Consider the following 24,518-nt stretch of genomic DNA (forward strand, 5'->3'; position numbering starts at 1 on the left):
CGCCTCGATAACCGAGGGGACATGCAACAGATGCAAGCGCAGCCTGCTAGGTCTGAGGAGCGCAGGCTCGCAGCGCAACTTGTAGCATACGGGGACGGCCGGACACGGTCAATGCGCGAAGGCGCACACCCGGGGCGGAACGCCCCATTCCCGGCACAACTTCGGCCGCACGGGGCCGGATCGGCCCCGGACACCGTTCCACCAGCGACGCATCCCGTTGGTCCCGACGATACAGACAGGCACGATGAGCGAAGAGTACGAGCCCGAGGCGACACGTCGTGACGCCGGGGACACCGAGAGCAGCCGTGCCAACCGTGGCTGGTGGGACCGGAACGCCGACGAGTACCAGACGGAGCACGGCTCGTTCCTCGGCGACGACCGTTTCGTCTGGGGGCCCGAGGGCCTCGACGAGGTCGAGGCCGAGCTGCTGGGCCCCGCCGAGGAGCTGAAGGGGCTCGACGTCCTGGAGATCGGTGCGGGCGCCGCGCAGTGTTCGCGCTGGCTGGCCGCGCAGGGCGCGCACCCGGTGGCACTCGACGTCTCGCACCGCCAGCTCCAGCACGCGCTGCGGATCGCCGAGCACAACCCCGGCGGCGCGAGCGTGCCGCTGGTCGCGGCCGACGCGTCGGTCCTCCCCTTCCGCGACGGCTCCTTCGACCTGGCCTGTTCCGCGTACGGCGCGGTCCCCTTCGTCGCGGACCCGGTGAAGGTCTTCCGCGAGGTGCGGCGGGTGCTGCGGCCCGGCGGGCGCTGGATCTTCTCCGTCACGCACCCGATCCGCTGGGCGTTCCCCGACGAGCCGGGGCCCGAGGGCCTGACCGTCGCCGCCTCCTACTTCGACCGCACTCCGTACGTCGAGGAGGACGAGAAGGGCGACGCGGTGTACGTCGAGCACCACCGCACCGTCGGCGACCGGGTGCGGGACGTGGTGGCGGGCGGCTTCCGGCTGGTCGACCTGGTCGAGCCGGAGTGGCCGGCCTGGAACACCTCGGAGTGGGGCGGCTGGTCCCCGCTGCGCGGCAAGCTGATCCCGGGGTCCGCGATCTTCGTCTGCGTACGGGACTGAGCCCGCGGCGTGACGGACCGTCCCGGCGGCGTACGGGACTGAGCCCGCGGCGTACGGGACCGCCCCCGCGGCGTACGAGACTGGGCGGGTGATCCGTACCGGCGCGCTCGACGTGCTCCCCGTCCGTACCGCCGTGCCCGCCCTGGAGCGGGCACTCGACGCGCACGGGACCGCCGTGCTCTGCGCGCCGCCCGGCACCGGCAAGACCACCCTCGTCCCCCTGGTGCTCGCCGGTCTCGTCGGGGACGGAGCCGGGCGCGGTCCGGTGCGGAAGGTGGTCGTCGCGGAACCCCGGCGCATCGCCGCACGCGCGGCGGCCCGCCGGATGGCCTGGCTGCTCGGCGAGTCCGTCGGCGGCCGGGTGGGATTCACCGTGCGCGGGGAGCGGGTGGCGGGCCCCGGCACGGTGGTGGAGGTCGTCACGACCGGTGTCCTGCTGCAGCGCCTCCAGCGCGACCAGGAGCTGGCCGGGGTCGATGTGGTGATGCTCGACGAGTGCCACGAACGCCATCTCGACGCGGACACCGTCGCCGCCTTCCTGCTGGACGTACGGGCGGCGCTCCGGCCCGAGCTGCGGCTGGTCGCCGCCTCCGCGACGACGGACGCGCAGGGGTGGGCGCGGCTGCTCGGGGACGCGCCGGTGGTGGAGGCCCGGGGCGTGGCGTACCCGGTGGAGACGGTGTGGGCGCCGCCGGCCCGGCCGGTGCGCCCGCCGCACGGGATGCGGGTCGACCCCGCACTGCTGACGCATGTCGCCTCGGTCGTCCGGCGGGCGCTGGCCGAGCGGACCGGGGACGTGCTCTGTTTCCTGCCCGGGGTCGGTGAAATCACCAGGGTGGCCGGGCAGTTGGGCGGCCTGGGGGTGGATGTCCTCCAGGTGCACGGACGGGCTCCGGCCGCCGTTCAGGACGCGGTACTCGCCGGTTCGGACAGCCGGCGGGTGGTCCTCGCGACGTCGGTGGCCGAGTCGTCGCTGACCGTGCCGGGGGTACGGGTGGTGGTCGACGCCGGGCTGGCCCGGGAGCCGCGCACCGACCACGCGCGCGGGCTGAGCGCCCTCACGACCGTACGGGCTTCGCAGGCCGCGTCCCGCCAGCGCGCGGGACGGGCCGGGCGGGAGGCCCCCGGCACCGTCTACCGCTGCTGGACGGAGGCCGAGAACACCCGGCTCGCCCGCTTCCCCTCCCCCGAGATCAAGGTCGCCGACCTGGCCGCCTTCGCACTCCAGGCGGCCTGCTGGGGCGACCCGTCGGCTGCCGGCCTGGCACTGCTCGACCCGCCGCCGGCCGGGGCGATGGCCGCGGCCCGGGAGGTACTCGCCGCGATCGGCGCCGTGGACGCGGACGGCCGGGCCACCGGACGGGGCGTACGGATGGCCCGGCTGGGACTGCACCCCCGGCTCGCGCGGGCGCTCGTCGACGGCGCACGCGAGGTCGGAGCCCGCCGGGCCGCGGAGGTGGTGGCACTGCTCAGCGAGGAGCCGCCTCGGGAGTACGGGGACGACCTGGCCGCCGCCTGGCGCACCGCGCGCGCGGGCGGCGACAGCTACGCGGGCCGCTGGCGTCAGGAGGCCCGCAGGCTGGCTTCGGGGGTGGACGGCGGCGGTACGGGCCGGGGCGGCCGGGCACCCGCCGCAGGCGACGACGCCGTGGCGGGGCTGGTCGCCGCGCTGGCCTTCCCCGAGCGGGTGGCGCGGGCCCGGTCCGAGGGCGTGTTCCTGATGGCGTCGGGAACGGGGGCCGAGACGGCGGCCGGGTCGCGGCTGCGCGGCTCACCGTGGCTGGCCGTCGCGGTCGCCGACCGGCCCGCGACCGCCGCCTCCGCACGGGTGCGGCTGGCGGCCGTGATCGACGAGGACACCGCACGGCTGGCCGCCGGGCACCTGCTCGGCACGGACGAGGAGGTCCGCTGGGAGAGCGGCGACGTGCTGGCGCGGCGGGTGGAGCGGCTGGGCGCCGTCGAACTGGCGGCGAGAGCGCTGAAGAGCCCGGAGCCCGCTCTCGTACGGGAGGCGCTCCTCGACGGGCTGCGCCGCGAGGGGCTCGGGCTGCTGCGGTGGTCGCCCCACGCGCGGGAACTGCGGCAGCGGCTGGCCTTTCTGCACCGGGAAGTGGGCCGGGGCTGGCCGGACGTCTCGGACGAGGCCCTCGCCGGGCACCCCGACGCCTGGCTGGAACCCGAACTGTCCAGGGCACGGCGGAGAGCGGATCTGGCGCGGATCGACGCCGGACAGGCACTCGACCGGCTGCTGCCCTGGGCGACCGGTGAGGCGGCGCGGCTGGACGAGCTGGCGCCCGAGCGGTACGAGGTGCCGAGCGGGTCACGGATCCGGCTCGACTACGGGGGCGCGCAGCCGGTGCTCGCGGTGAAGCTCCAGGAGATGTTCGGTCTCGCCGAGACCCCGGCCGTCGCAGGGGTGCCGGTGCTGGTGCATCTGCTGTCCCCGGCCGGGCGGCCCGCCGCCGTGACCGCGGACCTGGCGTCGTTCTGGCGCGAGGGGTACCGGTCCGTACGGGCGGAGCTGCGCGGGCGCTACCCGCGCCATCCCTGGCCGGAGGACCCTTCGGCGGCGGAGCCCACGCGGTACACGAAGGCCCGCCAGAACGGGAGTCGGTAACCCTTCACGCGTTGACCGGCACGGGGTCCGGGAGGTGCGACCCGGACGGGTCCGGATCCCCGGGCCTGCGGCTGCGGGCCTCCAGGAGCAGCGCGAGCGCCAGCAGGCAGATCCCCAGGCCCAGGAACCCCCAGGGGAGGTAGGAGGTCAGCAGCAGCACCAGCAGGCGGTTGGACTTGACCAGGGCGACCGTGGCGTCGACGTAGTCCGGGCGCATCTTCACATCACCGGCGAACACGGTGACCTTCGCCCGGCCCCCCAGCAGGGTCCCGCCGCGCAGCTCCTCCTTGTGGAGCTCCTCACCGTTGACGGGGGCGCCGGTGACCGGGTCGACCCAGAACATCCGCTTCGTGGTGTACCAGCGGGTGGTACCCGTCTTCGCCACGGACTCCGCGGTGATGCCCTTGACGGGCATCTTCTTGGGCAGCGGAACCTTGGTCCACGGGACCGTCTGCTCGAAGTAGTAGACGTCGAGGCCGTGGAACTTCACGGTGCCCTTGTAGTGGATCGGGGCGGACGTCCGGGACTGCGCGTCGAAGTACTCGTAGTCGCGCTTCTGGGTCAGGAAGGGCCACTTGTACTCGATGCCCGTACGGATGACCGGGTCGCCGTCGACCATCTCGCCGGTCGCGTGCACCGGTGCCTGGCTGTGCGCGTCGAAGATGTAGCGCTCGGGGATCTCCGAGACCATTTTCCCGTCGGGCCCGGCGATGTACGACAGCGTGTCCCAGACGACGACATCGCGTCCGGCGCTCTGCTCGATCCGGTCGGACTCCTCCACGTTGCCCTTGAGCGTCTGCACGATCGTGACCTCGGGGACCTTCTTGGCCTGCATCGTGCCGTAGTCGATGAGGGTCGCGGGCTTCGCCTGGAGCACCTCCTCCTGGTACTGGTTGGCCGGGATCTTGGCCAGCCGGGGGAACGCGTACCAGCGCAGCAGCGGGGACATGGCGGCGCAGAAGACCGCGAACGCGAGCAGCACCAGACTGGCTTTACGACGCATGACCGTCGTCCTCCTACTTCTTGGGACCGGGGACGGTGGTGAGCAGGGGTTTGGGCGAGGTCTTGCCGGTGGGCGAACCGACAGCCGAGATGGTGAGGACGAGGGCGAAGGCCACTGCCAGCCCGATGGCGGCGGCGATGAGGGCGCGCATACTCGGCCTCCTGGAGAATCTGATACAGCGTCAGGGATGGGGCACCGTAGCAACGCAGCCGCGAGATGAGAACACGTCGTACCGAGAAGACATCGCACCGGGCCGCCGGACGGCACCTGCGCGCCGGCACGCAACACCCGTGTCAGGACATGGCGAAGCCCGGCCGGACACCGCGTCGGGTGTCCGGCCGGGCCGGGTCAGGTGTCCAGCCGGGCTGTTACCCGGCGGAGCAGGGTTCCGGGCTGCCGCTCCCGCTCGGTGAGGGCGAGGGCGACGGCGAGCCGCCGGCACTGCCCGAAGGACTGGGCGTCGGTGTCGGCGTGGGGCTCGCCGAGTCCGAGGGAGAGGGCGAAGGTGTCGGGCTCGCACTGTCCGAGGGGGACGGCGAGGGCGACGGGCAGCCGGAACCGCTCGGTGAGGGCGACGGGGACGGCGAACCGCTGCCGGACGGGTGCGGCGAGGGCTTCCCGCTGCCGCTCGGGGTGGGGTGCGGGGAAATCGTCCCCTCACCGGTCTTCGTCGGCTTCGGCTTCGGCTTCGCGGACGGACTCGGGGACGGGGTGGAACCCGCCGGACCACCACCGGGGTGCGAGCCGTTACCCCCCGTACCGAACCCCTCGCCGTCGGGGCCGGTACCGGCCGGCAGCACTCCCGTGCCGTCCGGGACACCGTGGCTGCCCTTCTTGTAGAACTCGAACCAGGACAGGACCGTACTCAGGTACTCCTGCGAGTGGTTGTAGCCGAGGATCGACTGGTCGAGATCGTGCTTCACCGCCAGATCACGGCTGTCGGCGCAGAGATACCGGCCGGTGGCGAGCGACGCGTCGAAGATGTTGTTGGGGTCCTTCTTCCCGTCGCCGTTCCCGTCCTGCCCCCAGACGGCCCAGGTCGAGGGGATGAACTGCATCGGGCCGACCGCACGGTCGTGCTCCGAGTCCCCGTCGTACTGCCCGTGGTCGGTGTCGGGGATATTGGCGAAGCCCGCGCCGTTGAGCACCGGACCCAGGATCGGCGAGAGCGTGGTGCCCCCGGCGTCCACCCGGCCACCACGCGCCTGACCCGACTCGACCTTGCCGATCGCCGCGAGCAGCTGCCACGGCAGATGACAGGACGGATCGGTACCCGCGACGGTCTGCTCCGCCTTCTTGTACGCGGCCAGCACCGAAGCCGGTATGCCCGCCTCGGCCGCCCCGGCGGGGGTGTTCACCGGAGGCGTCGTGGTCTCCGGGGTGACCAGCGGCGGAAGGTCCGTGAAATACGGCGAGTCGCCGCTCACCGGGGTACCGGCAGGTGGCGTCGCGTCAGCAGCCTGCCGGTTGCCCAGGGGCTGATCGCCCGGACTGCCCACCGCGCCCGGCGCCTGCGAGGCGGTCATCGCCGCCACCGCCAGCGCGGCCATCGTGGTCGCGGTCGCCCCCTTGCGCAGCCGACTGCTGAAATGCGGTGCCATGTACGGGCCCTCCCCTGGACTGCTCGTCGCGCTCCCCGGCGCAGGACTCCGGTGACACTACGACAACTCCCGGCGCCACAACACCGGTCCCTGACCGCTATTCACCGATTCTTCAGCTTCGGACCCCACACAACCCGGACACCTCCGGACGACCCGAACACCCGCCACCCCGACCGGCCCCCCCTGCTCCGCCGGTCAGCGCCCCGGCCCGCTCAGTGCGCGGCGGACTCCCAGTCCGCGCCCACCCCCACCGACACATCCAGCGGAGCACGCAACTGCGCAGCCGCAGCCATCTCCCGGCGAAGGATCTCCTCGACCCGCTCACGCTCGCCCGGAGCGATCTCCAGCACGATCTCGTCATGCACCTGGAGCAGCATCCGCGACGCCAGCCCCGCCCCCGTCAGCGCCCGGTCGACCTTGAGCATCGCGACCTTCACGATGTCCGCCGCCGTCCCCTGGATCGGCGCGTTGAGCGCCATCCGCTCGGCCATCTCACGACGCTGACGGTTGTCACTGTTGAGATCCGGCAGATAACGGCGGCGCCCCAGCATCGTCTCCGTGTACCCCGTGGCCCGCGCCTCCTCCACGACACGCTGCAGATAGTCCCGCACCCCACCGAACCGCTCGAAGAACGTGTCCATCAGCGCACGCGCCTCACCCGCCTCGATATTCAACTGCTGGGAAAGACCGAACGCCGAGAGCCCGTACGCCAGCCCGTACGACATCGCCTTGATCTTGCGGCGCATCTCCGGGTCGACAGCGGACTTCTCCACACCGAACACCTGCGAGGCAACCGTCGTGTGCAGGTCCTCACCCGAGGCGAACGCCTCGATCAGCCCCGCGTCCTGAGACAGATGCGCCATCACCCGCAACTCGATCTGGCTGTAGTCCGCCGTCATCAGCGACTCGTACCCCTCGCCCACGACGAAGCCCCGGCGGATGGCCCGCCCCTCGTCCGTACGCACCGGGATGTTCTGCAGATTGGGATCCGTGGACGACAGCCGGCCGGTCGCCGCGACCGTCTGGTTGAACGTCGTGTGAATACGGCCGTCCGCCGCCACCATCTTGATCAGACCCTCGACCGTCACCCGCAGCTTGGCCTGCTCACGATGGCGCAACATGATCACCGGCAGATCGTGCTCGGTCTGCGCGGCAAGCCACGCCAGCGCGTCCGCGTCCGTCGTGTACCCGGTCTTCGTCTTCTTCGTCTTCGGCAGCCCCAGCTCACCGAAGAACACCTCCTGCAGCTGCTTCGGCGAACCGAGATTGAACTCGTGTCCCACCGCCGCATGCGCCTCCTTCACCGCCTGCTGCACCGCACCCGCGAACTGCCGCTCCATCCCCTCCAGATGAGCCCGGTCCGCGGCGATGCCATGACGCTCCAGCCTGGCGAGCAACACCGACGTCGGCAGCTCCACCTCATGAAGAAGATCCGCCGCACCGACCTCCTGCAGCCGCTCACCGAACGCCGCACCGAGATCGAGCACCGCACGCGCCTGCGTCATCAGCGCCTCGGCCTCGGCCTGCTCGTCCGAACCGAAAGCGAGCTGCCCGTCCGCCGAAGCAGCCGGAGCCAGCTCCCGGCCCAGATATTCCACCGCCAACGCCTCCAGCGCGAAGGAACGCCGACCCGGCTTCACCAGATACGCCGCGAGCGCGGTGTCCATCGTGACGCCCCCGACACTCCACCCGTGCTCGGGGAACACCCGCATCGCGTTCTTCGCACCGTGCATGACCTTCGCGGCGCCCTCATCCGCGATCCACGCCGCGAACGCCCGCTCGTCCGCCTCATCCAGCTGCGCCGGATCGAACCACGCCGCCGCGCCCCCCGCCGCCGCCAGCGCGACCTCACCGACACTGCCCGTACCCAACGCCCAGGACTCGACCGTCGCCACACCCAGCGGCTGCCCGCCGTGCTCGGCCAACCACGGCGCCAGCTCACCGGACCCCAGCACCGAACCGTCCAGCTCCACCCCGGCCGCCGGAGCCGCCGGCTCCTCCTCCGCCGCGCCCGGATCAACGGCCAGCAACCGCTCCCGCAGGCTCGGGTTCCGGATCTCCAGCACCTCCAGCACCCCCGCCAGCGCCTCACGGTCGTACGCGACACGCTCCAGATCCGCAGGACCCTTCGGCAACTCCACGTCCCGCACCATCTCGGTCAGCCGGCGGTTCAGCCGCACCGCATCCAGATGATCACGGAAATTCTGCCCGGCCTTCCCCTTCACCTCGTCCGCACGCTCCACCAGCTCCGCGAACGAACCGAACTGATTGATCCACTTCGCGGCCGTCTTCTCACCGACCCCCGGAATCCCCGGCAGATTGTCCGACGGGTCACCCCGCAGAGCCGCGAAATCCGGATACTGCTGCGGAGTCAGCCCGTACTTCTCCTCGACCTTCTCCGGCGTGAAACGGGTCAGCTCCGAGACCCCCTTCGTCGGATACAGCACCGTGACCCGGTCCGTGATCAGCTGGAAGGAATCCCGGTCACCCGTCACGATCAGAACATCGAAACCCTCCGCCTCGGCACGCGTGGCCAGCGTCGCGATGACATCGTCCGCCTCGAACCCCTCGACCGCGAACCGGTCCACCCGCATCGTGTCCAGCACTTCACCGATCAGCTCGACCTGCCCCTTGAACTCGTCCGGCGTCTTCGAACGGTTCGCCTTGTACTCCGGGAACTCCTCCGAACGCCACGTCTTACGGGACACATCGAAAGCCACCGCGAAATGCGTCGGCGCCTCGTCACGCAACGTATTCGCCAGCATCGACGCGAAACCGTAGACGGCATTCGTCGGCTGACCGCTCGCGGTCGTGAAATTCTCCGCGGGCAGCGCGAAGAACGCCCGGTACGCCAGAGAATGCCCATCCATCAGGAGCAGGCGGGGGCGGGTGCTTGCGGTCTGCTTCGGCGCTGCCTGTGCTGTCTGCGCGGTCTTCGCTGTCTTTGCCACGGAAGCGATCCTGCCACGGAGCACTGACAATCCAGACCTCCGCACACCTCCCCGGAGCACCTGTCGGTGCCGCGTGACAGGATCGGTCACGTACGCCAGATCCGCCCGTTCGAAGGGGAGCGCCATGGCTGCCAAGCCGCCCGCAGGTGACCCGGTCCAGGACGCACCGCAGGTCGCGCCCCCCAAACACGCCGCCGCCGGAATCCCCGCCATCGCCCACACCCTGCAGATCGCCCAACAGCAGATGGGCGTCGTGCGCACCGCCAGGACACTCCTCAAGGTCAACCAGAAGGACGGCTTCGACTGCCCCGGCTGCGCCTGGCCCGAAGGCGACAAACGACACACCGCGGAATTCTGCGAGAACGGCGCGAAAGCCGTCGCCGAAGAAGCGACACTCCGCCGCGTCACCCCCGAATTCTTCGCCGCGCACCCCGTCGCCGACCTCGCCGAACGCAGCGGCTACTGGCTCGGACAACAAGGCCGCATCACCCAGCCCATGCTGCTCCCCGAAGGCGGCGACCACTACGAACCGGTCAGCTGGGACCAGGCCTTCACCCTCATCGCCGACGAGCTCAACGCCCTCGGCTCCCCCGACGAAGCACTCTTCTACACCTCGGGCCGCACCAGCAACGAAGCAGCCTTCCTCCTCCAGCTCTTCGCCCGCGCCTACGGCACCAACAACCTCCCCGACTGCTCCAACATGTGCCACGAGTCCTCCGGCACCGCCCTGTCGGAAACCATCGGCATCGGCAAAGGCAGCGTCTCCCTCGACGACATGCACCAGGCCGACCTGATCATCGTCGCCGGACAGAACCCCGGCACCAACCACCCCCGGATGCTCTCCGCACTGGAGAAGGCCAAAGCCGCCGGTGCCAAGATCATCTCGATCAACCCGCTGCCCGAAGCCGGACTCGCACGCTTCAAGAACCCGCAGACCCCCCAGGGCATGCTCCGGGGCGCAGCACTCAACGACCTCTTCCTCCAGATCCGCATCGGCGGCGACCAAGCACTCTTCCGCCTCCTCAACAAACTGATCATCGAGACCGACGGCGCCACCGACGAACTGTTCGTACGCGAACACACCCACGGCTACCAGGAGTTCGCCGCCGCCGCACGCGCCGCCGACTGGGACCAGACCCTCACCGCGACCGGCCTCGACCGCACGGACATCGAACAGGCCCTCGCCCTGATCCTCGCCTCCAAACGCACCATCGTCTGCTGGGCCATGGGCCTCACCCAGCACAAACACTCCGTGCCCACGATCCGCGAAGTCGTCAACTTCCTCCTCCTGCGCGGCAACATCGGCCGCACCGGCGCCGGCGTCTGCCCCGTCCGCGGACACTCCAACGTCCAGGGCGACCGCACCATGGGCATCTTCGAACGACCCGCCCCCGCATTCCTCGACGCCCTCGACCAGGAATTCGGCATCACCTCACCCCGCCACCACGGCTACGACGTCGTCCGCTCCATCGAAGCCCTGCGCGACGGCAGAGCCAAAGTCTTCTTCGCCATGGGCGGCAACTTCGTCGCCGCCACACCCGACACCCACGTCACCGAGGCAGCGATGCGCCGCGCCTCCCTCACCGTGCACGTATCGACGAAACTCAACCGCTCACACACCGTCACAGGCACCCGCGCACTGATCCTGCCCACCCTGGGACGCACCGACAAAGACATCCGGCCAGGCACCCGCGGCACCAGGAGCACCACCCGGTTCGTCACCGTCGAGGACTCCATGGGCCTCGTCCACGCCTCCCGCGGCAACCTCACCCCCGCAAGCCCCCACCTCCTCCCCGAACCCGCCATCGTCGCCCGCATGGCACGCGCCACCCTCGGCGACCGCACCACCATCGACTGGGAGGAATTCGAGCAGGACTACGCCACGATCCGCGACCGGATCTCCCGCGTCGTCCCCGGCTTCGAAAACTTCAACACCCGCATCGCCGCCCCCGGCGGCTTCGCCCTCCCGCACGCCCCCCGCGACGAACGCCGCTTCCCCACCACCACCGGCAAAGCCAACTTCACCGCGGCACCCGTCGAGTACCCCACACTCCCCGCAGGCCGGCTGCTCCTCCAGACACTGCGCTCCCACGACCAGTACAACACCACGATCTACGGCCTCGACGACCGCTACCGCGGCATCAAGGGCGGTCGCCGCGTCGTCCTCGTCAACCCCGACGACGCCCGCGAACTCGGCCTCCCCGACGGCACGTACGCCGACCTCGTCAGCGAATGGAAGGACGGCGCAGAACGACGCGCCCCCGGCTTCCGGATCGTGCACTACCCCACCGCCCGGGGCTGCGCCGCCGCGTACTACCCGGAGACCAACGTCCTGGTCCCGCTCGACGCCACGGCCGACATCAGCAACACCCCCATGAGCAAATCCGTGGTGATCCGTCTGGAACAATCTCCCCCCGCCTAAGCGTTCGCTTAAGCACCCCGGACACCGATCGGAGCCACACCCCCATGGGCGAGCAGACCACCGTGAATTTCCCCCAGGAAGTCATCGACGAGTACGCGGCCCTCGGCGTCGACCTGGTCGCGCTCTTCTCCGCCGGGCACCTCGGCGAACGCATGGACGTACGCATCGTCGAAGCCTCCGCCGACCGCGTCGTCGGCACCATGCCCGTCGAAGGCAACACCCAGCCCTACGGCCTGCTGCACGGCGGCGCCTCCGCCGTCCTCGCCGAAACCCTCGGCTCCGTCGGCGCCATGCTGCACGGCGGCCCCGCCAAACTCGCCGTCGGCGTCGACCTCAACTGCACCCACCACCGCGGCGCCCGCAGCGGACTCGTCACCGGAGTCGCCACCCCCGTCCACCGGGGCCGCTCCACCGCCACCTACGAAATCGTCATCACCGACGAACACGACAAGCGGGTCTGCACCGCACGCCTCACCTGCCTCCTCCGCGACGCCAACCCCGGCAACCCCACGGGCTGACACGGAAACCTGACAGCACACGCACCACCCCGGCACAGCGCCCGGCCGGCACAGAACACGCCATCGCGCACCACGGCAGCGAGCGGAATCCGTCACTCCCGACGACCGCCACACCACTCCGCCGTCACACTGCGTCACAAGAACGCAAGGAACGCACGGGTCCGCGACGCCCCCCGCACCCCCACCTCCACCGGGTCCGGGGGCGCCGTCGCCCCAACTCCCTTACACCACAAGGTGACAGCAGCAAGATTGCCTCAAGCCCCTGAGCGGAACTGCGCGTTCTCATCATGTGGGCAGATAGATGGTGACCGCATTCCTCCCAACTGTCCGCTGTAGGACAGCCGTTCAACCCTCCGGGCATAACAAGACAGTCACATCCTGACCCTCTCCGGCCCACACCTCTGCCACCTGCGCTTAGAGTCACGGCCAGTCACCGCGCCGCCGGGCGCGTCTGCAGCACGGCTCAGTACCACCCCAGTACGGCCCGGCGAGACCTACGTCGCCTCAGCAGAGGCGACGCGCCAGGGAGAGGAAACATCGTGCGACACCGTTCGTTGCTCATACTCACCACCGTGCTGACCACCGGAGCACTCACACTCACCGCCTGTGGATCACGCGACAACAAGGACAGCAAGGGCGGCGACAGCAAGACCGAGGTCATCATCGGCGTCGACGCGCCCCTCACCGGAGCGAACTCCGCCACCGGCCTCGGCATCCAGGGCGGCGTCAAGGTCGCCATCGACGACGCCAACAAGAACAACACCGTGCCCGGCGTGAAGTTCGCCATCAAGGCCCTCGACGACAAGGCCCTGCCGCCCACCGGCCAGCAGAACGCCTCCACCCTCGTCGCCGACAAGAACGTCCTCGGCGTCGTCGGCCCCCTCAACTCCGGTGTCGCACAAACGATGCAGCAGGTCTTCGCCACCGCCAACCTCGTCGAGATATCACCGGCGAACACCGCCCCCGAACTCACCCAGGGCAAGAACTGGCAGACCTCCAAGGTCCGCCCCTACAAGACGTACTTCCGCACCGCCACCACCGACGCCCTCCAGGGCGGCTTCGCGGCCCAGTACGCCGGCCAGACCCTCAAGAAGAAGAAGGTCTTCGTCGTCGACGACAAGCAGACCTACGGCGCCGGCCTCGCCAAGCTCTTCAAGTCCAACTTCCTGAAGGCAGGCGGCAAACTCGCCGGCGAGGACCACGTCAACACCGGCGACAAGGACTTCTCCACCCTCGTCACCAAGATCAAGAACTCCGGCGCCGACATGCTCTACTACGGCGGCCAGTACGACGAGTCCCAGATCATCACCAAGCAGCTCAAGGACGCCGGCGCCAACATCCCCCTCATGGGCGGCGACGGCATGTTCTCCCCGACCTACATCAAGACCGCCGGCAAGGCAGCCGAAGGCGACCTCGCCACCTCCGTCGGCGTCCCCGTCGACTCCCTCCCCGCCGCCAAGGACTTCATCGCGAAGTACAAGGCCGCCAAGTACACCGGTGACTACGGGACCTACGGCGGATACTCCTACGACGCCGCCACCGCCATCATCAAGGCCGTCGGCGCCGTCGTGAAGGACGGCAAGATCCCCACCGACGCCCGCCAGCAGATCGTCGACGCCGTCCAGAAGACCGACTTCGACGGCATCGCCGGCCACGTCGCATTCGACCAGTACGGCGACACCACCAACAAGCAGCTCACCGTCTACCAGGTCAAGAACGGCGTCTGGAAGGCCGTCAAGAGCGGCGTCTACACCCCCGCCGGCTGACCAGGAACACCGCACCACCCAGGGCCGCGCGGCCAGGACCACCCGTCACCGCGCGGCCCGCAGTCTCCCCCCGCTCACTTCCCACCCACATGGAGGCCACGCGGTGAACTCCCTGCCGCAGCAGCTGGCCAACGGGCTGTTCCTCGGCTCGATGTACGGGCTGATAGCCATCGGATACACGATGGTCTACGGCATCGTCCAGCTCATCAACTTCGCCCACGGCGAGATATTCATGACCGGCGGCTTCGGCGCACTCACCATCTACCTGTACGTGCTGCCCAACGGCACATCCATGTGGATAGCCCTGCCCGCCATGCTCATCGGCGGCGCCCTCGTCGCCGTACTCGTCGCCGTAGGAGCCGAACGCTTCGCCTACCGCCCCCTACGCGGCGCACCACGCCTCGCACCACTCATCACCGCCATCGGCCTCTCCCTCGCCCTCCAGCAGGCCGTCTTCAACTGGTACCCCGGCGCCGAGAACGCCCGCGTCTTCCCCGCCCTCCCCGGCGGCCCCTACCACCTCGGCTCCGTCACCGTCCAGAGCGGCGACCTCTTCCTCATCATCGCCGCCCCGCTCTGCATGGCCGCCCTCGCCGTCTTCACCCGGACCTCCCGCACCGGCCGCGCCATGCAGGCCACCGCCCAGGACCCGGACACCGCCCAGCTCATGGGCATCGACACCAACCGCATCATCGTGATCGCCTTCGCCATCGGCGGCCTCTTCGCCGCCGTCGCCGGCATCGCCTACGGCTTCAAAATCGGCAACGTCGACTACAGCATGGGCTTCCAGGCCGGACTCAAGGCCTTCACCGCAGCCGTACTGGGCGGCATCGGCAACATCTACGGCGCCATGCTCGGCGGCCTCGTCCTCGGCGTCGCCGAAGTCATGGCCACCGCCTACATCGACCAGGTACCCGGCATGCACCAACTCGGCGGCCAGGCCTGGTCCTCCGTCTGGGCCTTCGTCCTCCTCATCCTCGTACTGCTCCTACGACCACAAGGTCTACTGGGCGAACGCGTCGCGGACAGGGCGTGACCACCATGACCACCAACGCCACCACAGAACCCGCCAAGAGCCCCGAACCCACCGGGCCCCAGCCGCCGATACCGCTCCCCCCGGCCGCCGCCCGCGCACTCACCGCCGTCGGCGCCGTCGCCACCATCATCAGCGCCTTCCTCTCCTGGACCTGGAAAGCGGACTTCGCCGACGACCTCACCTACTCCGGCAACCCCTCCGGCCTCCAGATCCTCATCGTCATCGCCGGCGTCATCACCCTCCTCTACCTGCTCGGCCACCAGAACACCCGCGGACTGCGCTGGCTCAACCCCGGCGCCGCCACCGCCCCCGTGTTCCTCGCCGCACTCGCCGCCTTCGCCGCCGCCTGGTACGTCGTCCTCGCCATCTCCTTCGAACTCGGCGGGCTCGTCAACGTCGACCCCGGCGGCTGGATCGCCCTCGCAGGCTCCACGCTCTCCCTCGCCGGAACCCTCGCACTCCCCCGCCCCGGCCCCACCGCCAAGCACTACTTCGCCAAAGCCGAGGGCATCCCCGCACCCAAGCGCCTGCCCGCCTGGGCACAGCGCGTCGTCATCACCGCCGCCACCGCACTCGGCCTGACCGTCTTCACCTACGGCATCGACGTCCCCGACGAACAACCCGAGGTCTTCCTCGCATTCGTCCTCCTCGTCCTCTTCAACGCCTGGGCCCTCTTCAGCGCCGGACTCACCGACCGCTTCTCCCAACTCAACGCACGGCACAAGGGATTCGCCACCTCCATGGCCTTCCTCGCCGCCGCGATCTTCCCCTTCACCCAGACCGAGGACGCCAACGCCAACCTCGGCGTCAGCATCCTCGTCTTCGGAACCGTCGCCCTCGGCCTCAACATCGTCGTCGGCCTCACCGGACTCCTCGACCTCGGATACGTCGCCTTCCTCGGCGTCGGCGCCTACGCAGCCGCCCTCGTCTCCGGCTCCGAATTCTCCAGATTCGCCGGCGTCCAATTCCCCTTCTGGGCAGCCGCCCTCACCGGAATGGCCGCCTCACTGATCTTCGGCGTCCTCATCGGCGCCCCCACCCTCCGCCTCCGCGGCGACTACCTCGCCATCGTCACCCTCGGCTTCGGAGAGATCTTCCGCATCGCCGTCAACAGCATGGACGGCTCCTCAGGACCCGACATCACCAACGGCCCCAACGGAATCCCCTCCATCCCCGACCTCAACCTCTTCGGCTTCAACCTCGGCACAGCCCACGACATCGCAGGCTTCACCCTCGGCCGCTTCGCCAACTACTTCCTCCTCATGCTGGTCATCACCGGACTCGTCGTCGTGGTCTTCAACCGCGCCGCGGACTCCCGCATCGGCCGCTCCTGGATCGCCATCCGCGAGGACGAAACCGCAGCAACCGCCATGGGCATCAACGGCTTCCGAGCCAAACTCATCGCCTTCGCCCTCGGCGCCACCCTCGCCGGACTCGCCGGCACCGTCAGCGCACACGTGACCTACAGCGTCACACCCGCCCCCTACCAGTTCGCCGGAGCAGCCCCACCCAACTCCGCGTTCCTCCTCGCCGCCGTCGTCCTCGGCGGCATGGGCACCGTCGGCGGCCCCCTCCTCGGCGCCACCTTCCTCTACCTCATCCCCCAGAAACTCACCTTCCTCCGGCAGTACGAACTCCTCGCCTTCGGCATCGCCCTCGTCCTCCTCATGCGCTTCCGCCCCGAAGGCGTCATCGCCAACCGGCGACGCCAACTCGAATTCCACGAGGACGACACCCCCGACCTACCGGAACAGCGCGCACCCGGCGACGACACCGTCCCCGCCGGCACGGCAGGGGCGTGAGGAACGACATGACCACCGAAACCACCGCACAGACACCCCAAGCCACCGGCACCCCGGTGCTCCAGGCCGAAGGCGTCATCATGCGCTTCGGCGGCCTCACCGCCGTACGCAACGTCGACCTCACCGTCAACACCGGAGAGATCGTCGGCCTCATCGGCCCCAACGGCGCAGGCAAAACCACCTTCTTCAACTGCCTCACCGGCCTCTACGTCCCCACCGAGGGCAAGGTCAGCTACAAAGGCACCGTCCTGCCACCCAAGCCCCACCTCGTCACCAAGGCAGGCATCGCCCGCACCTTCCAGAACATCCGGCTCTTCGCCAACATGACCGTCCTGGAAAACGTCCTCGTCGGCCGCCACACCAGAACCAAAGAAGGCCTCTGGTCCGCCATCCTCCGCGGCCCCGGCTTCCACAAGGCCGAAGCGAAATCCCGCGAACGCGCCACGGAACTCCTGGAGTTCATCGGCCTCGCCCACAAGGCCGACCACCTCGCACGCAACCTCCCGTACGGCGAACAGCGCAAGCTCGAAATCGCCCGCGCCCTCGCCAGCGAACCCGGCCTGCTCCTCCTCGACGAGCCCACCGCCGGAATGAACCCCCAGGAAACCCGCGCCACCGAAGAACTCGTCTTCGCCATCCGCGACCAGGGCATCGCCGTACTCGTCATCGAGCACGACATGCGCTTCATCTTCAACCTCTGCGACCGCGTCGCCGTCCTCGTCCAGGGCGAAAAACTCGTCGAAGGCACATCCGACGTCGTCCAGGGCGACGAACGCGTCATCGCCGCCTACCTCGGCACCCCCTTCGAAGGCGCCCCCGGCGACGAAGAAGCCGCCGAAGTCGAAGCAGCAGAAGCCGAAGCAGCACAACAGAACAGCGCCACCGGCACCGAAGGAGACACCCCGTGACCGCTCTCCTCGAAGTCGAGGACCTCAGAGTCGCCTACGGCAAGATCGAAGCCGTCAAAGGCATCTCCTTCACCGTCGAAGCCGGCCAGGTCGTCACCCTCATCGGCACCAACGGCGCAGGCAAAACCACCACCCTGCGCACCCTCTCCGGACTGATCAAGCCGGCCGGCGGCACCATCACCTTCGACGGGAAACCACTCGCGGGCATCCCCGCCCACAAGATCGTCGCACTGGGCCTCGCCCACTCCCCCGAAGGCCGCCACATCTTCCCCCGCCTCTCGATCTACGAGAACCTCCAGCTCGGAGCGTTCCTGAGAGACGACAAAGAAGGCATCGAGAAGGACATCCAGCGCGCCTACGACCTCTTCCCCATCCTGGGCGAACGCCGAAAGCAAGCCGCCGGAACCCTCTCGGGCGGCGAACAGCAGATGCTCGCCATGGGCCGCGCACTGATGTCCCAGCCCAAACTGCTCATGCTCGACGAGCCCTCCATGGGCCTCTCCCCGATCATGATGCAGAAGATCCTGGAGACCATCGTCGAGCTCAAGTCCCAGGGCACCACGATCCTGCTCGTCGAACAGAACGCGCAGGCCGCGCTCTCCCTGGCCGACCAGGGCTACGTCATGGAGATCGGCAAGATCTCCCTCTCCGGCACCGGCCAGGACCTGCTCCACGACGAGTCGGTCCGCAAGGCGTACCTCGGCGAGGACTGACCCACCACGGACGAAGGCCCGCCCCCGTGCGTCACCGGGGCGGGCCTTCTCCGTACAGAGCGGCGGGCGTCTACTGGCCCTGCTCCTTCGCCGCCTTCTTCTCCTCGGCGTCCTCGATGACCGCCTCGGCGACCTGCTGCATCGACATCCGCCGGTCCATCGACGTCTTCTGGATCCACCGGAACGCGGCGGGCTCGGTCAGCCCGTACTGCGTCTGCAGCACCGACTTCGCCCGGTCCACCAGCTTCCGGGTCTCCAGCCGGAGCGACAGGTCCGCGACCTCCTGCTCCAGGGCCTTCAGTTCGGTGAAGCGGGACACCGCCATCTCGATGGCGGGCACCACGTCGCTCTTGGAGAACGGCTTCACCAGGTACGCCATCGCTCCGGCGTCCCGGGCCCGCTCCACGAGGTCGCGCTGCGAGAACGCGGTCAGCATCAGGACGGGGGCGATGGACTCCTCGGCGATCTTCTCGGCGGCGGAGATGCCGTCCAGGACGGGCATCTTCACGTCGAGGATGACGAGATCGGGCTTGTGTTCCCGGGCCAGCTCGACAGCCCGCTGACCGTCACCGGCTTCGCCGACGACCGCGTAACCCTCTTCTTCGAGCATCTCTTTGAGGTCGAGGCGGATGAGGGCCTCGTCCTCGGCGATGACGACGCGGGTCGTCAGCGGCGGGACGTGCGACTTGTCGTCGTCGGCGACGGGCTGGGGCGACTCGGGGGCGGTCACGGGGGCTCCTCGTTGCGGGGCAGGTGCAGCTGCCTATGCAGCCTACCTAGCAGCAAGCTGCCAACGTGAACCGGTACACTGCTCGAAAGCTCCCTGACTTGCCCGGTTGGAGGAACTGGTCAGACTCGCGGCACTCAAAATGCCGTGCCCTTTGGGCATGTGGGTTCGAATCCCACACCGGGCACATTCGAACAAAAGAGGCGGATGTTCACATTCACGTGAACATCCGCTTTTTGCTGCGCACCAGCTCCTGGCATAGCAGAGAGTCGCGCCATGAACACTCATGGCATAGCCGTGCGCCAGCAGGCGCTCGGGCTCCTCCAGGCCGGTTCCACCAACGCGGCCGTCGCTCGACGGCTCAAGGTGCCCCCCGGCACCGTCTCCTACTGGCGGCACATGGAGCGGGTCAAGAGGGGCGAGACGACACGCGCACAGTCGTCAGCGCTGTGCCCACGCTGCGACGGCCGCCACCTGGACCGATCCGCTTACGCCTACTTGCTCGGCCTCTATCTCGGCGACGGCCACATCAACCACTACTCCAAGCACAATGTGCCGAGCCTCATGATCACGTGTGACGACGCCTGGCCGGGCTTGCAGGACGCCGCAGAGTCAGCTCTGAGAGCAGTTTTCCCGGACAACGCCACGTGCCGCGTGCGCAAGGAGGGCTGCCACAACATCAAGGTCTACTCCAAACACCTGCCCTGCCTCTTCCCCCAGCACGGCCCCGGCAAGAAGCACGACCGGGCCATCACCCTGGACCCCTGGCAGCAGAACATCGTGGACGAGCACCCCTGGCAGTTCGTCCGGGGTCTGGTCCATTCCGACGGGTGCCGGAACATGAACTGGACCACCCGCGTCGTGGGCGGCGAACGGAAGCGGTACGAGTATCCGCGCTACTGGTTCACCAACGTCTCGGACGACATCCGCACGCTCTACACCGACACACTCGACAGGCTCGGCGTCGAGTGGAAGCACTGCACCCGCCACGGCAGGCCTTACAACATCTCCGTCGCCAAGCGCGCGTCCGTCGCCCTCATGGACCGCCACGTGGGCCCGAAGTTCTGACCCCGGGCCGCAGCGCCGCTACTCCGGGGCGTCGTTCTCGCCGATGTGGTGGACGCGGACCAGGTTGGTGGAGCCCGCGATGCCGGGCGGGGAGCCCGCGGTGATGACCACCGTGTCGCCCCTCTGGCAGCGGCCGGTCCTCAGGAGCTGCTCGTCGACCTGCGCGACCATTTCGTCGGTGGAGTCGACGTGCGGGCCGAGGATCGCTTCGACGCCCCAGCTGAGGTTGAGCTGCGCGCGGGTGGCCGGGTCGGGGGTGAACGCCAGCAGCGGGATCGGGGAGCGGTAGCGGGAGAGGCGTCGGGCGGTGTCGCCGGACTGGGTGAAGGCGACGAGGAGTTCGGCGCCGAGGAAGTCGCCCATTTCGGCGGCTGCGCGGGCGACGGCGCCGCTCTGGGTGTGGGGTTTGTTGCGGTCGGTGAGGGGCGGCAGGCCCTTGGCGAGGAGGTCCTCCTCGGCTGCCTCGACGATGCGGCTCATGGTCTTGACGGTCTCGACGGGGTGCTTTCCGACGCTGGTCTCGCCGGAGAGCATGACGGCGTCGGTGCCGTCGATGATCGCGTTGGCGACGTCGGAGGCTTCGGCGCGGGTGGGGCGGGAGTTCTCGATCATCGAGTCGAGCATCTGGGTGGCGACGATGACGGGCTTCGCGTTGCGCCTGGCGAGTTTGACGGCGCGCTTCTGGACGATCGGGACCTGTTCCAGGGGCATTTCGACGCCGAGGTCGCCGCGGGCCACCATGATGCCGTCGAATGCGGCGACGATGTCGTCGATGTTGTCGACGGCCTGGGGCTTCTCGATTTTGGCGATGACGGGGAGGGTGCGGCCCTCTTCCTTCATGACGCGGTGGACTTCGTTGATGTCCTGTCCGGTGCGTACGAAGGAGAGGGCGATGATGTCGGCGCCGGTGCGGAGGGCCCAGCGGAGGTCTTCGGTGTCTTTTTCGGACATCGCGGGGACGGATACGGCGACGCCGGGGAGGTTGAGTCCCTTGTGGTCGGAGATCATTCCTCCTTCGATGACGATGGTGTGGACGCGGGGGCCTTCGACGGAGATGACTTCGAGGGTGACTTTTCCGTCGTCGACGAGGATGCGTTCGCCGGTGGTGACGTCGCGGGTGAGGCCGCTGTAGGTGGTGCCGCAGCTGTTGCGGTCGCCCTGGGCGTCGGGTTCGACGGTGAGGGTGAAGTCGTCGCCGCGTTCAAGGAGTACGGGGCCTTCGGTGAATCGGCCGAGGCGGATCTTCGGGCCTTGAAGGTCGGCGAGGATGCCGACGCTGCGGCCGGTTTCCTCTGATGCTTTGCGGACGTGGTGGTAGCGCTGTTCGTGCTCGGCGTAGCTGCCGTGGCTGAGGTTGAAGCGGGCGATGTCCATTCCGGCGTCGACGAGTGTCTTGATCTGCTCGTACGAGTCGGTTGCTGGGCCCAGGGTGCAGACGATCTTTGCTCGGCGCATGGTTCGAGCGTAGGGCTTACCGATGGGTAGGCAATTGGGTGGGGGTGACGGCTCAACCACCTTTGGATGAAGGCTAGTTGACAAGTGTTGAAGTGGGCGGAGTGGTGCTCTGATGAGCGGTTGGTTCAGAGCTGGGGTGGGGTCATGGTGAAGCGGGCGTTTACTTGTGCGTACACGGTCTGACGTTGGGGTTCGAGGTCGAGGGCGGTGGGGGTTTCGTCGGTGCCGCTGTAGGCGGATCGGGTCCGGAGGCCGCCGGGGACCGGGGGCATTGCGCCGAGGGTGGGGGTGTTCTCGGCGCCGAGGTCGGCGAGTTCGACGAGTGCGGTGAGCCGGGCGCCGAGGGCGTCGGCGTATTCGCGGGCTCGTTGGACGGCGTCCCGGACTGCTCGGCGGCGTGCTTCGCCGTGGGCGGGTGAGGCGGGGCGCAGGGACCACCAGGGTCCGGTGGTGCGGGTCATGTCGTGGTCGGCGGTGCGGGTGGTGAGTTCGCCGAGTGCGGTGAAGTCGTTGAGTTCGACGGTGATGTGGACGCGGCCGTGGTAGGCGCGGATGCGTTCGCCTCTGCTGTGCGGGGTGGTTTCGGGGGTGATGGAGAATGCCCCGTTTTCCACCTTTTCGATGGCTGGTCCGTAGGTTTTGACGAGGGTGAGGAGTTGGTTGTTGCGTCGGGTGAGGTCGTCGAGTGCGGCGCGGCGGTCTTTGCCGCGGGCGCTGACGGTGATGTCGATGCGGGCGATCTCGGGGTCGACTTCGAGGTGTGCTTCGCCGCGTACGGCGACGCGGGGGGTTTCGGGGGTGCCGTAGGGAGGTGCGGGGGCGGGGGTTTCGGAGGTCATGGGTTCCACTGTGGCAGCCCCGGCCGGACGGTGGTCGGTCATCAGATCGAAATGTGCGGGGGGTGTTGCGGGGTGCGGCTCCTGGGTCAGAATCTACGCGCGTTGTGCATCGTGCTGGACAGCATCTACGCGCGTTGTGTTGTGGACTAGGGAGATGAAATGCCGCTCAACCGTAGGACGTTTTTGGGTACTTCGGCAGCCGCCGGCGCCGGTGTGGCTGTGGCTGGGGGTACGGCTGTGCCTGCTGAGGCGCATGGGCGTGGGCCTGGTCAGGGTCATGGGCGTCCGCAGCAGCGGTACTCCTTCACCGTGATGGGGACGACCGATCTGCACGGTCATGTCTTCAACTGGGACTACTTCACGGACAAGGAGTTCGACGACGCGGACCACAACGATGTCGGTCTGGCGAAGATCTCTACGCTGGTGGAGCGGATCCGTAAGGAGAAGGGCCGCCACAACACCCTGATGATCGATGCGGGTGACACGATCCAGGGCACGCAGTTGTCGTACTACTACGCCAAGATCGACCCGATCACGGCGAAGCACGGTCCGGTGCATCCGATGGCGCAGGCGATGAACCTGATCGGTTACGACGCTGCGGCGCTCGGTAACCACGAGTTCAACTACGGTATTCCGGTGCTGCGGAAGTTCGAGGAGCAGTGTCGTTTTCCGCTGCTGGGTGCGAATGCGCTGGATGCGAAGACGTTGAAGCCGGCGTTCACTCCGTATGTCTTCAAGACGTTGCGTACGCCGCACGGTCGTGATGTGAAGGTGGCGATCCTGGGTCTGACGAATCCGGGTATTGCGATCTGGGACAAGGCGAACGTTCAGGGGAAGATGACGTTTCCGGGCCTTGAGGAGCAGGCGGCGAAGTTTGTTCCGCGGCTGCGGTCCATGGGTGCGGATGTGGTGATCGTGGCGGCGCATTCGGGTGCGAGTGGTACGTCGTCGTACGGGGATCAGATTCCGTATGTGGAGAATGCGGCGGGTCTGGTGGCGCAGCAGGTGCCGGGGATCGATGCGATTCTGGTGGGTCATGCGCATGTGGAGATCCCTGAGTCGTTCGTGGTGAACGAGGAGACGGGTAGGAAGGTTGTTCTGTCGGAGCCGTTGATGTGGGGTGAGCGGCTGACGGTCTTTGATTTCGATCTGGTGTGGGAGAAGGGGCGTTGGGCGGTCGAGAGGGCCGGTTCGAAGGTGTTGAACACGAATGCGGTGGCGGAGGATCCGAGGATCACGAAGTTGCTGAAGGATGAGCACAAGAAGGTGGTGGCGTATGTCAATGAGGTGATCGGGACGTCGTCGGTGGCGATGACGACGGCGGATGCGCCGTGGAAGGACGAGCCGATCATTGATTTGATCAATGTGGTGCAGGCGGACACGGTGAGGGCGGCGTTGGCGGGTGGCGCGTATGCGGCGTTGCCGGTGTTGTCGCAGGCGTCGTGTTTCTCGCGTACGGCGCAGATTCCTGCGGGGAGTGTGACGATCAAGGATGCGGCGGGGTTGTATCCGTTCGAGAACACGCTTGAGGCGCGGTTGGTGACGGGTGCGCAGATGAAGGATTATCTGGAGTTCTCGGCTCGGTATTATGTGCAGACGCCGGCGGGTGGGGCGGTGGATACGTCGAAGTTGACGAATGCGGAGGGGACTCCGGATTACAACTACGATGCGGTTTCTGGTCTGACGTATGAGATCGATATTGCGAAGGCGGTGGGTTCGCGGATCGTGAATCTGTCGTTCGGTGGGAAGCCGATTGATCCGGCGGCGAAGTTCGTGCTGGCGGTGAATAATTATCGGGCGAGTGGTGGGGGTAATTTCCCGCATGTGCCGGGTGCTGAGCAGGTGTGGGCGAATTCGGATGAGATCCGGAATACGATCATTGCTTGGGTGCAGGCGAAGGGGACGGTGGATGCGGCGGAGTTCGCGTCGGTGGACTGGAAGTTGACGCGGGACGGGACGCCGGTGTTCTAGGGCGTTTTTTGTGTGTGGGCGGGGCCCGGTTCGGCTGTTGCTGAGCCGGGCCCCG

Annotated in this window: 18 protein-coding genes and 1 tRNA gene; 12 read left to right on the plus strand and 7 right to left on the minus strand. The window is 68.4% G+C overall.

All coding sequences use genetic code 11. The features are described from left to right. The first annotated feature begins 244 nt into the window (after window positions 1–244). Window positions 245–1,066, plus strand: a complete 822-nt coding sequence (locus OG709_RS07910; RefSeq protein WP_250303794.1) for a class I SAM-dependent methyltransferase — start codon at window positions 245–247, stop codon at window positions 1,064–1,066. 88 nt (window positions 1,067–1,154) lie between these two features. Then, complete coding sequence (gene hrpB, locus OG709_RS07915; RefSeq protein ID WP_250303793.1) at window positions 1,155–3,683, plus strand: ATP-dependent helicase HrpB; 2,529 nt, start codon at window positions 1,155–1,157, stop codon at window positions 3,681–3,683. A 4-nt stretch (window positions 3,684–3,687) separates the two neighbouring features. Here the strand turns inward: hrpB and OG709_RS07920 are convergent, their stop codons facing one another. The 4 genes from OG709_RS07920 to polA all read right to left on the minus strand — a co-directional run bounded on the left by OG709_RS07920 (window position 3,688) and on the right by polA (window position 9,157). Continuing rightward, window positions 3,688–4,686, minus strand: coding sequence for a DUF3068 domain-containing protein (locus OG709_RS07920; protein WP_250303792.1), 999 nt, complete (start codon window positions 4,684–4,686; stop codon window positions 3,688–3,690). Between the two features lie 13 nt (window positions 4,687–4,699). Beyond that, on the minus strand, window positions 4,700–4,837 hold the full coding sequence (locus tag OG709_RS07925; RefSeq protein ID WP_250303791.1) for an SPW_0924 family protein: 138 nt from the start codon (window positions 4,835–4,837) through the stop codon (window positions 4,700–4,702). A gap of 217 nt (window positions 4,838–5,054) precedes the next feature. Next, a complete protein-coding gene (locus tag OG709_RS07930) occupies window positions 5,055–6,287 on the minus strand; it encodes a lytic transglycosylase domain-containing protein (RefSeq protein WP_401272833.1) in 1,233 nt (410 codons plus the stop codon). 212 nt (window positions 6,288–6,499) lie between these two features. Continuing rightward, a complete protein-coding gene (gene polA, locus OG709_RS07935; protein WP_250303877.1) occupies window positions 6,500–9,157 on the minus strand; it encodes a DNA polymerase I in 2,658 nt (885 codons plus the stop codon). A 205-nt stretch (window positions 9,158–9,362) separates the two neighbouring features. Between polA and OG709_RS07940 the strand changes: the two genes are divergently transcribed. From OG709_RS07940 to OG709_RS07970, 7 genes are all read left to right on the plus strand, one after another. Then, a complete protein-coding gene (locus OG709_RS07940) occupies window positions 9,363–11,660 on the plus strand; it encodes an FdhF/YdeP family oxidoreductase (protein ID WP_326695081.1) in 2,298 nt (765 codons plus the stop codon). A 44-nt stretch (window positions 11,661–11,704) separates the two neighbouring features. After that, complete coding sequence (locus tag OG709_RS07945; protein WP_250303789.1) at window positions 11,705–12,178, plus strand: PaaI family thioesterase; 474 nt, start codon at window positions 11,705–11,707, stop codon at window positions 12,176–12,178. Between the two features lie 539 nt (window positions 12,179–12,717). Beyond that, window positions 12,718–13,944, plus strand: coding sequence for a branched-chain amino acid ABC transporter substrate-binding protein (locus OG709_RS07950; RefSeq protein WP_250303788.1), 1,227 nt, complete (start codon window positions 12,718–12,720; stop codon window positions 13,942–13,944). Window positions 13,945–14,047: 103 nt separating this feature from the next. After that, on the plus strand, window positions 14,048–14,980 hold the full coding sequence (locus OG709_RS07955) for a branched-chain amino acid ABC transporter permease (protein ID WP_250303787.1): 933 nt from the start codon (window positions 14,048–14,050) through the stop codon (window positions 14,978–14,980). A gap of 5 nt (window positions 14,981–14,985) precedes the next feature. Beyond that, entirely contained in the window at window positions 14,986–16,782 is a 1,797-nt protein-coding gene (locus OG709_RS07960) for a branched-chain amino acid ABC transporter permease (RefSeq protein WP_266645097.1), read from the plus strand. Window positions 16,783–16,790: 8 nt separating this feature from the next. Further along, window positions 16,791–17,690 (plus strand): ABC transporter ATP-binding protein, encoded by a 900-nt coding sequence (locus OG709_RS07965; protein WP_250303786.1) that lies wholly within the window; start codon window positions 16,791–16,793, stop codon window positions 17,688–17,690. Further along, the gene (locus tag OG709_RS07970; RefSeq protein WP_250303785.1) at window positions 17,687–18,403 is read left to right on the plus strand and encodes an ABC transporter ATP-binding protein; all 717 of its coding nucleotides are present in this window, start codon (window positions 17,687–17,689) and stop codon (window positions 18,401–18,403) included. The genes OG709_RS07965 and OG709_RS07970 overlap by 4 nt, the downstream gene beginning before the upstream one ends. 70 nt (window positions 18,404–18,473) lie before the next feature. On the opposite strand, the gene OG709_RS07975 is transcribed toward OG709_RS07970, so the two are convergent. Further along, window positions 18,474–19,133 (minus strand): ANTAR domain-containing response regulator, encoded by a 660-nt coding sequence (locus tag OG709_RS07975; protein ID WP_250303784.1) that lies wholly within the window; start codon window positions 19,131–19,133, stop codon window positions 18,474–18,476. A gap of 100 nt (window positions 19,134–19,233) precedes the next feature. Here OG709_RS07975 and OG709_RS07980 point away from each other — a divergent pair. Then, window positions 19,234–19,317 (plus strand) — tRNA-Leu (locus OG709_RS07980). Window positions 19,318–19,406: 89 nt separating this feature from the next. Then, entirely contained in the window at window positions 19,407–20,198 is a 792-nt protein-coding gene (locus tag OG709_RS07985) for a helix-turn-helix domain-containing protein (RefSeq protein WP_329165395.1), read from the plus strand. A gap of 18 nt (window positions 20,199–20,216) precedes the next feature. Here OG709_RS07985 and pyk read toward each other — a convergent pair whose 3' ends face one another. Both pyk and OG709_RS07995 read right to left on the minus strand, forming a co-directional pair. Continuing rightward, entirely contained in the window at window positions 20,217–21,653 is a 1,437-nt protein-coding gene (gene pyk, locus OG709_RS07990; protein ID WP_266643639.1) for a pyruvate kinase, read from the minus strand. Window positions 21,654–21,778: 125 nt separating this feature from the next. Continuing rightward, window positions 21,779–22,492, minus strand: coding sequence for an SIMPL domain-containing protein (locus tag OG709_RS07995; RefSeq protein ID WP_326695080.1), 714 nt, complete (start codon window positions 22,490–22,492; stop codon window positions 21,779–21,781). Between the two features lie 159 nt (window positions 22,493–22,651). Between OG709_RS07995 and OG709_RS08000 the strand changes: the two genes are divergently transcribed. After that, window positions 22,652–24,463, plus strand: coding sequence for a bifunctional metallophosphatase/5'-nucleotidase (locus OG709_RS08000; RefSeq protein WP_266643636.1), 1,812 nt, complete (start codon window positions 22,652–22,654; stop codon window positions 24,461–24,463). Window positions 24,464–24,518 lie beyond the last annotated feature (55 nt).

This window comes from Streptomyces sp. NBC_01267 (genome assembly GCF_036241575.1).
Taxonomy (GTDB): domain Bacteria; phylum Actinomycetota; class Actinomycetes; order Streptomycetales; family Streptomycetaceae; genus Streptomyces.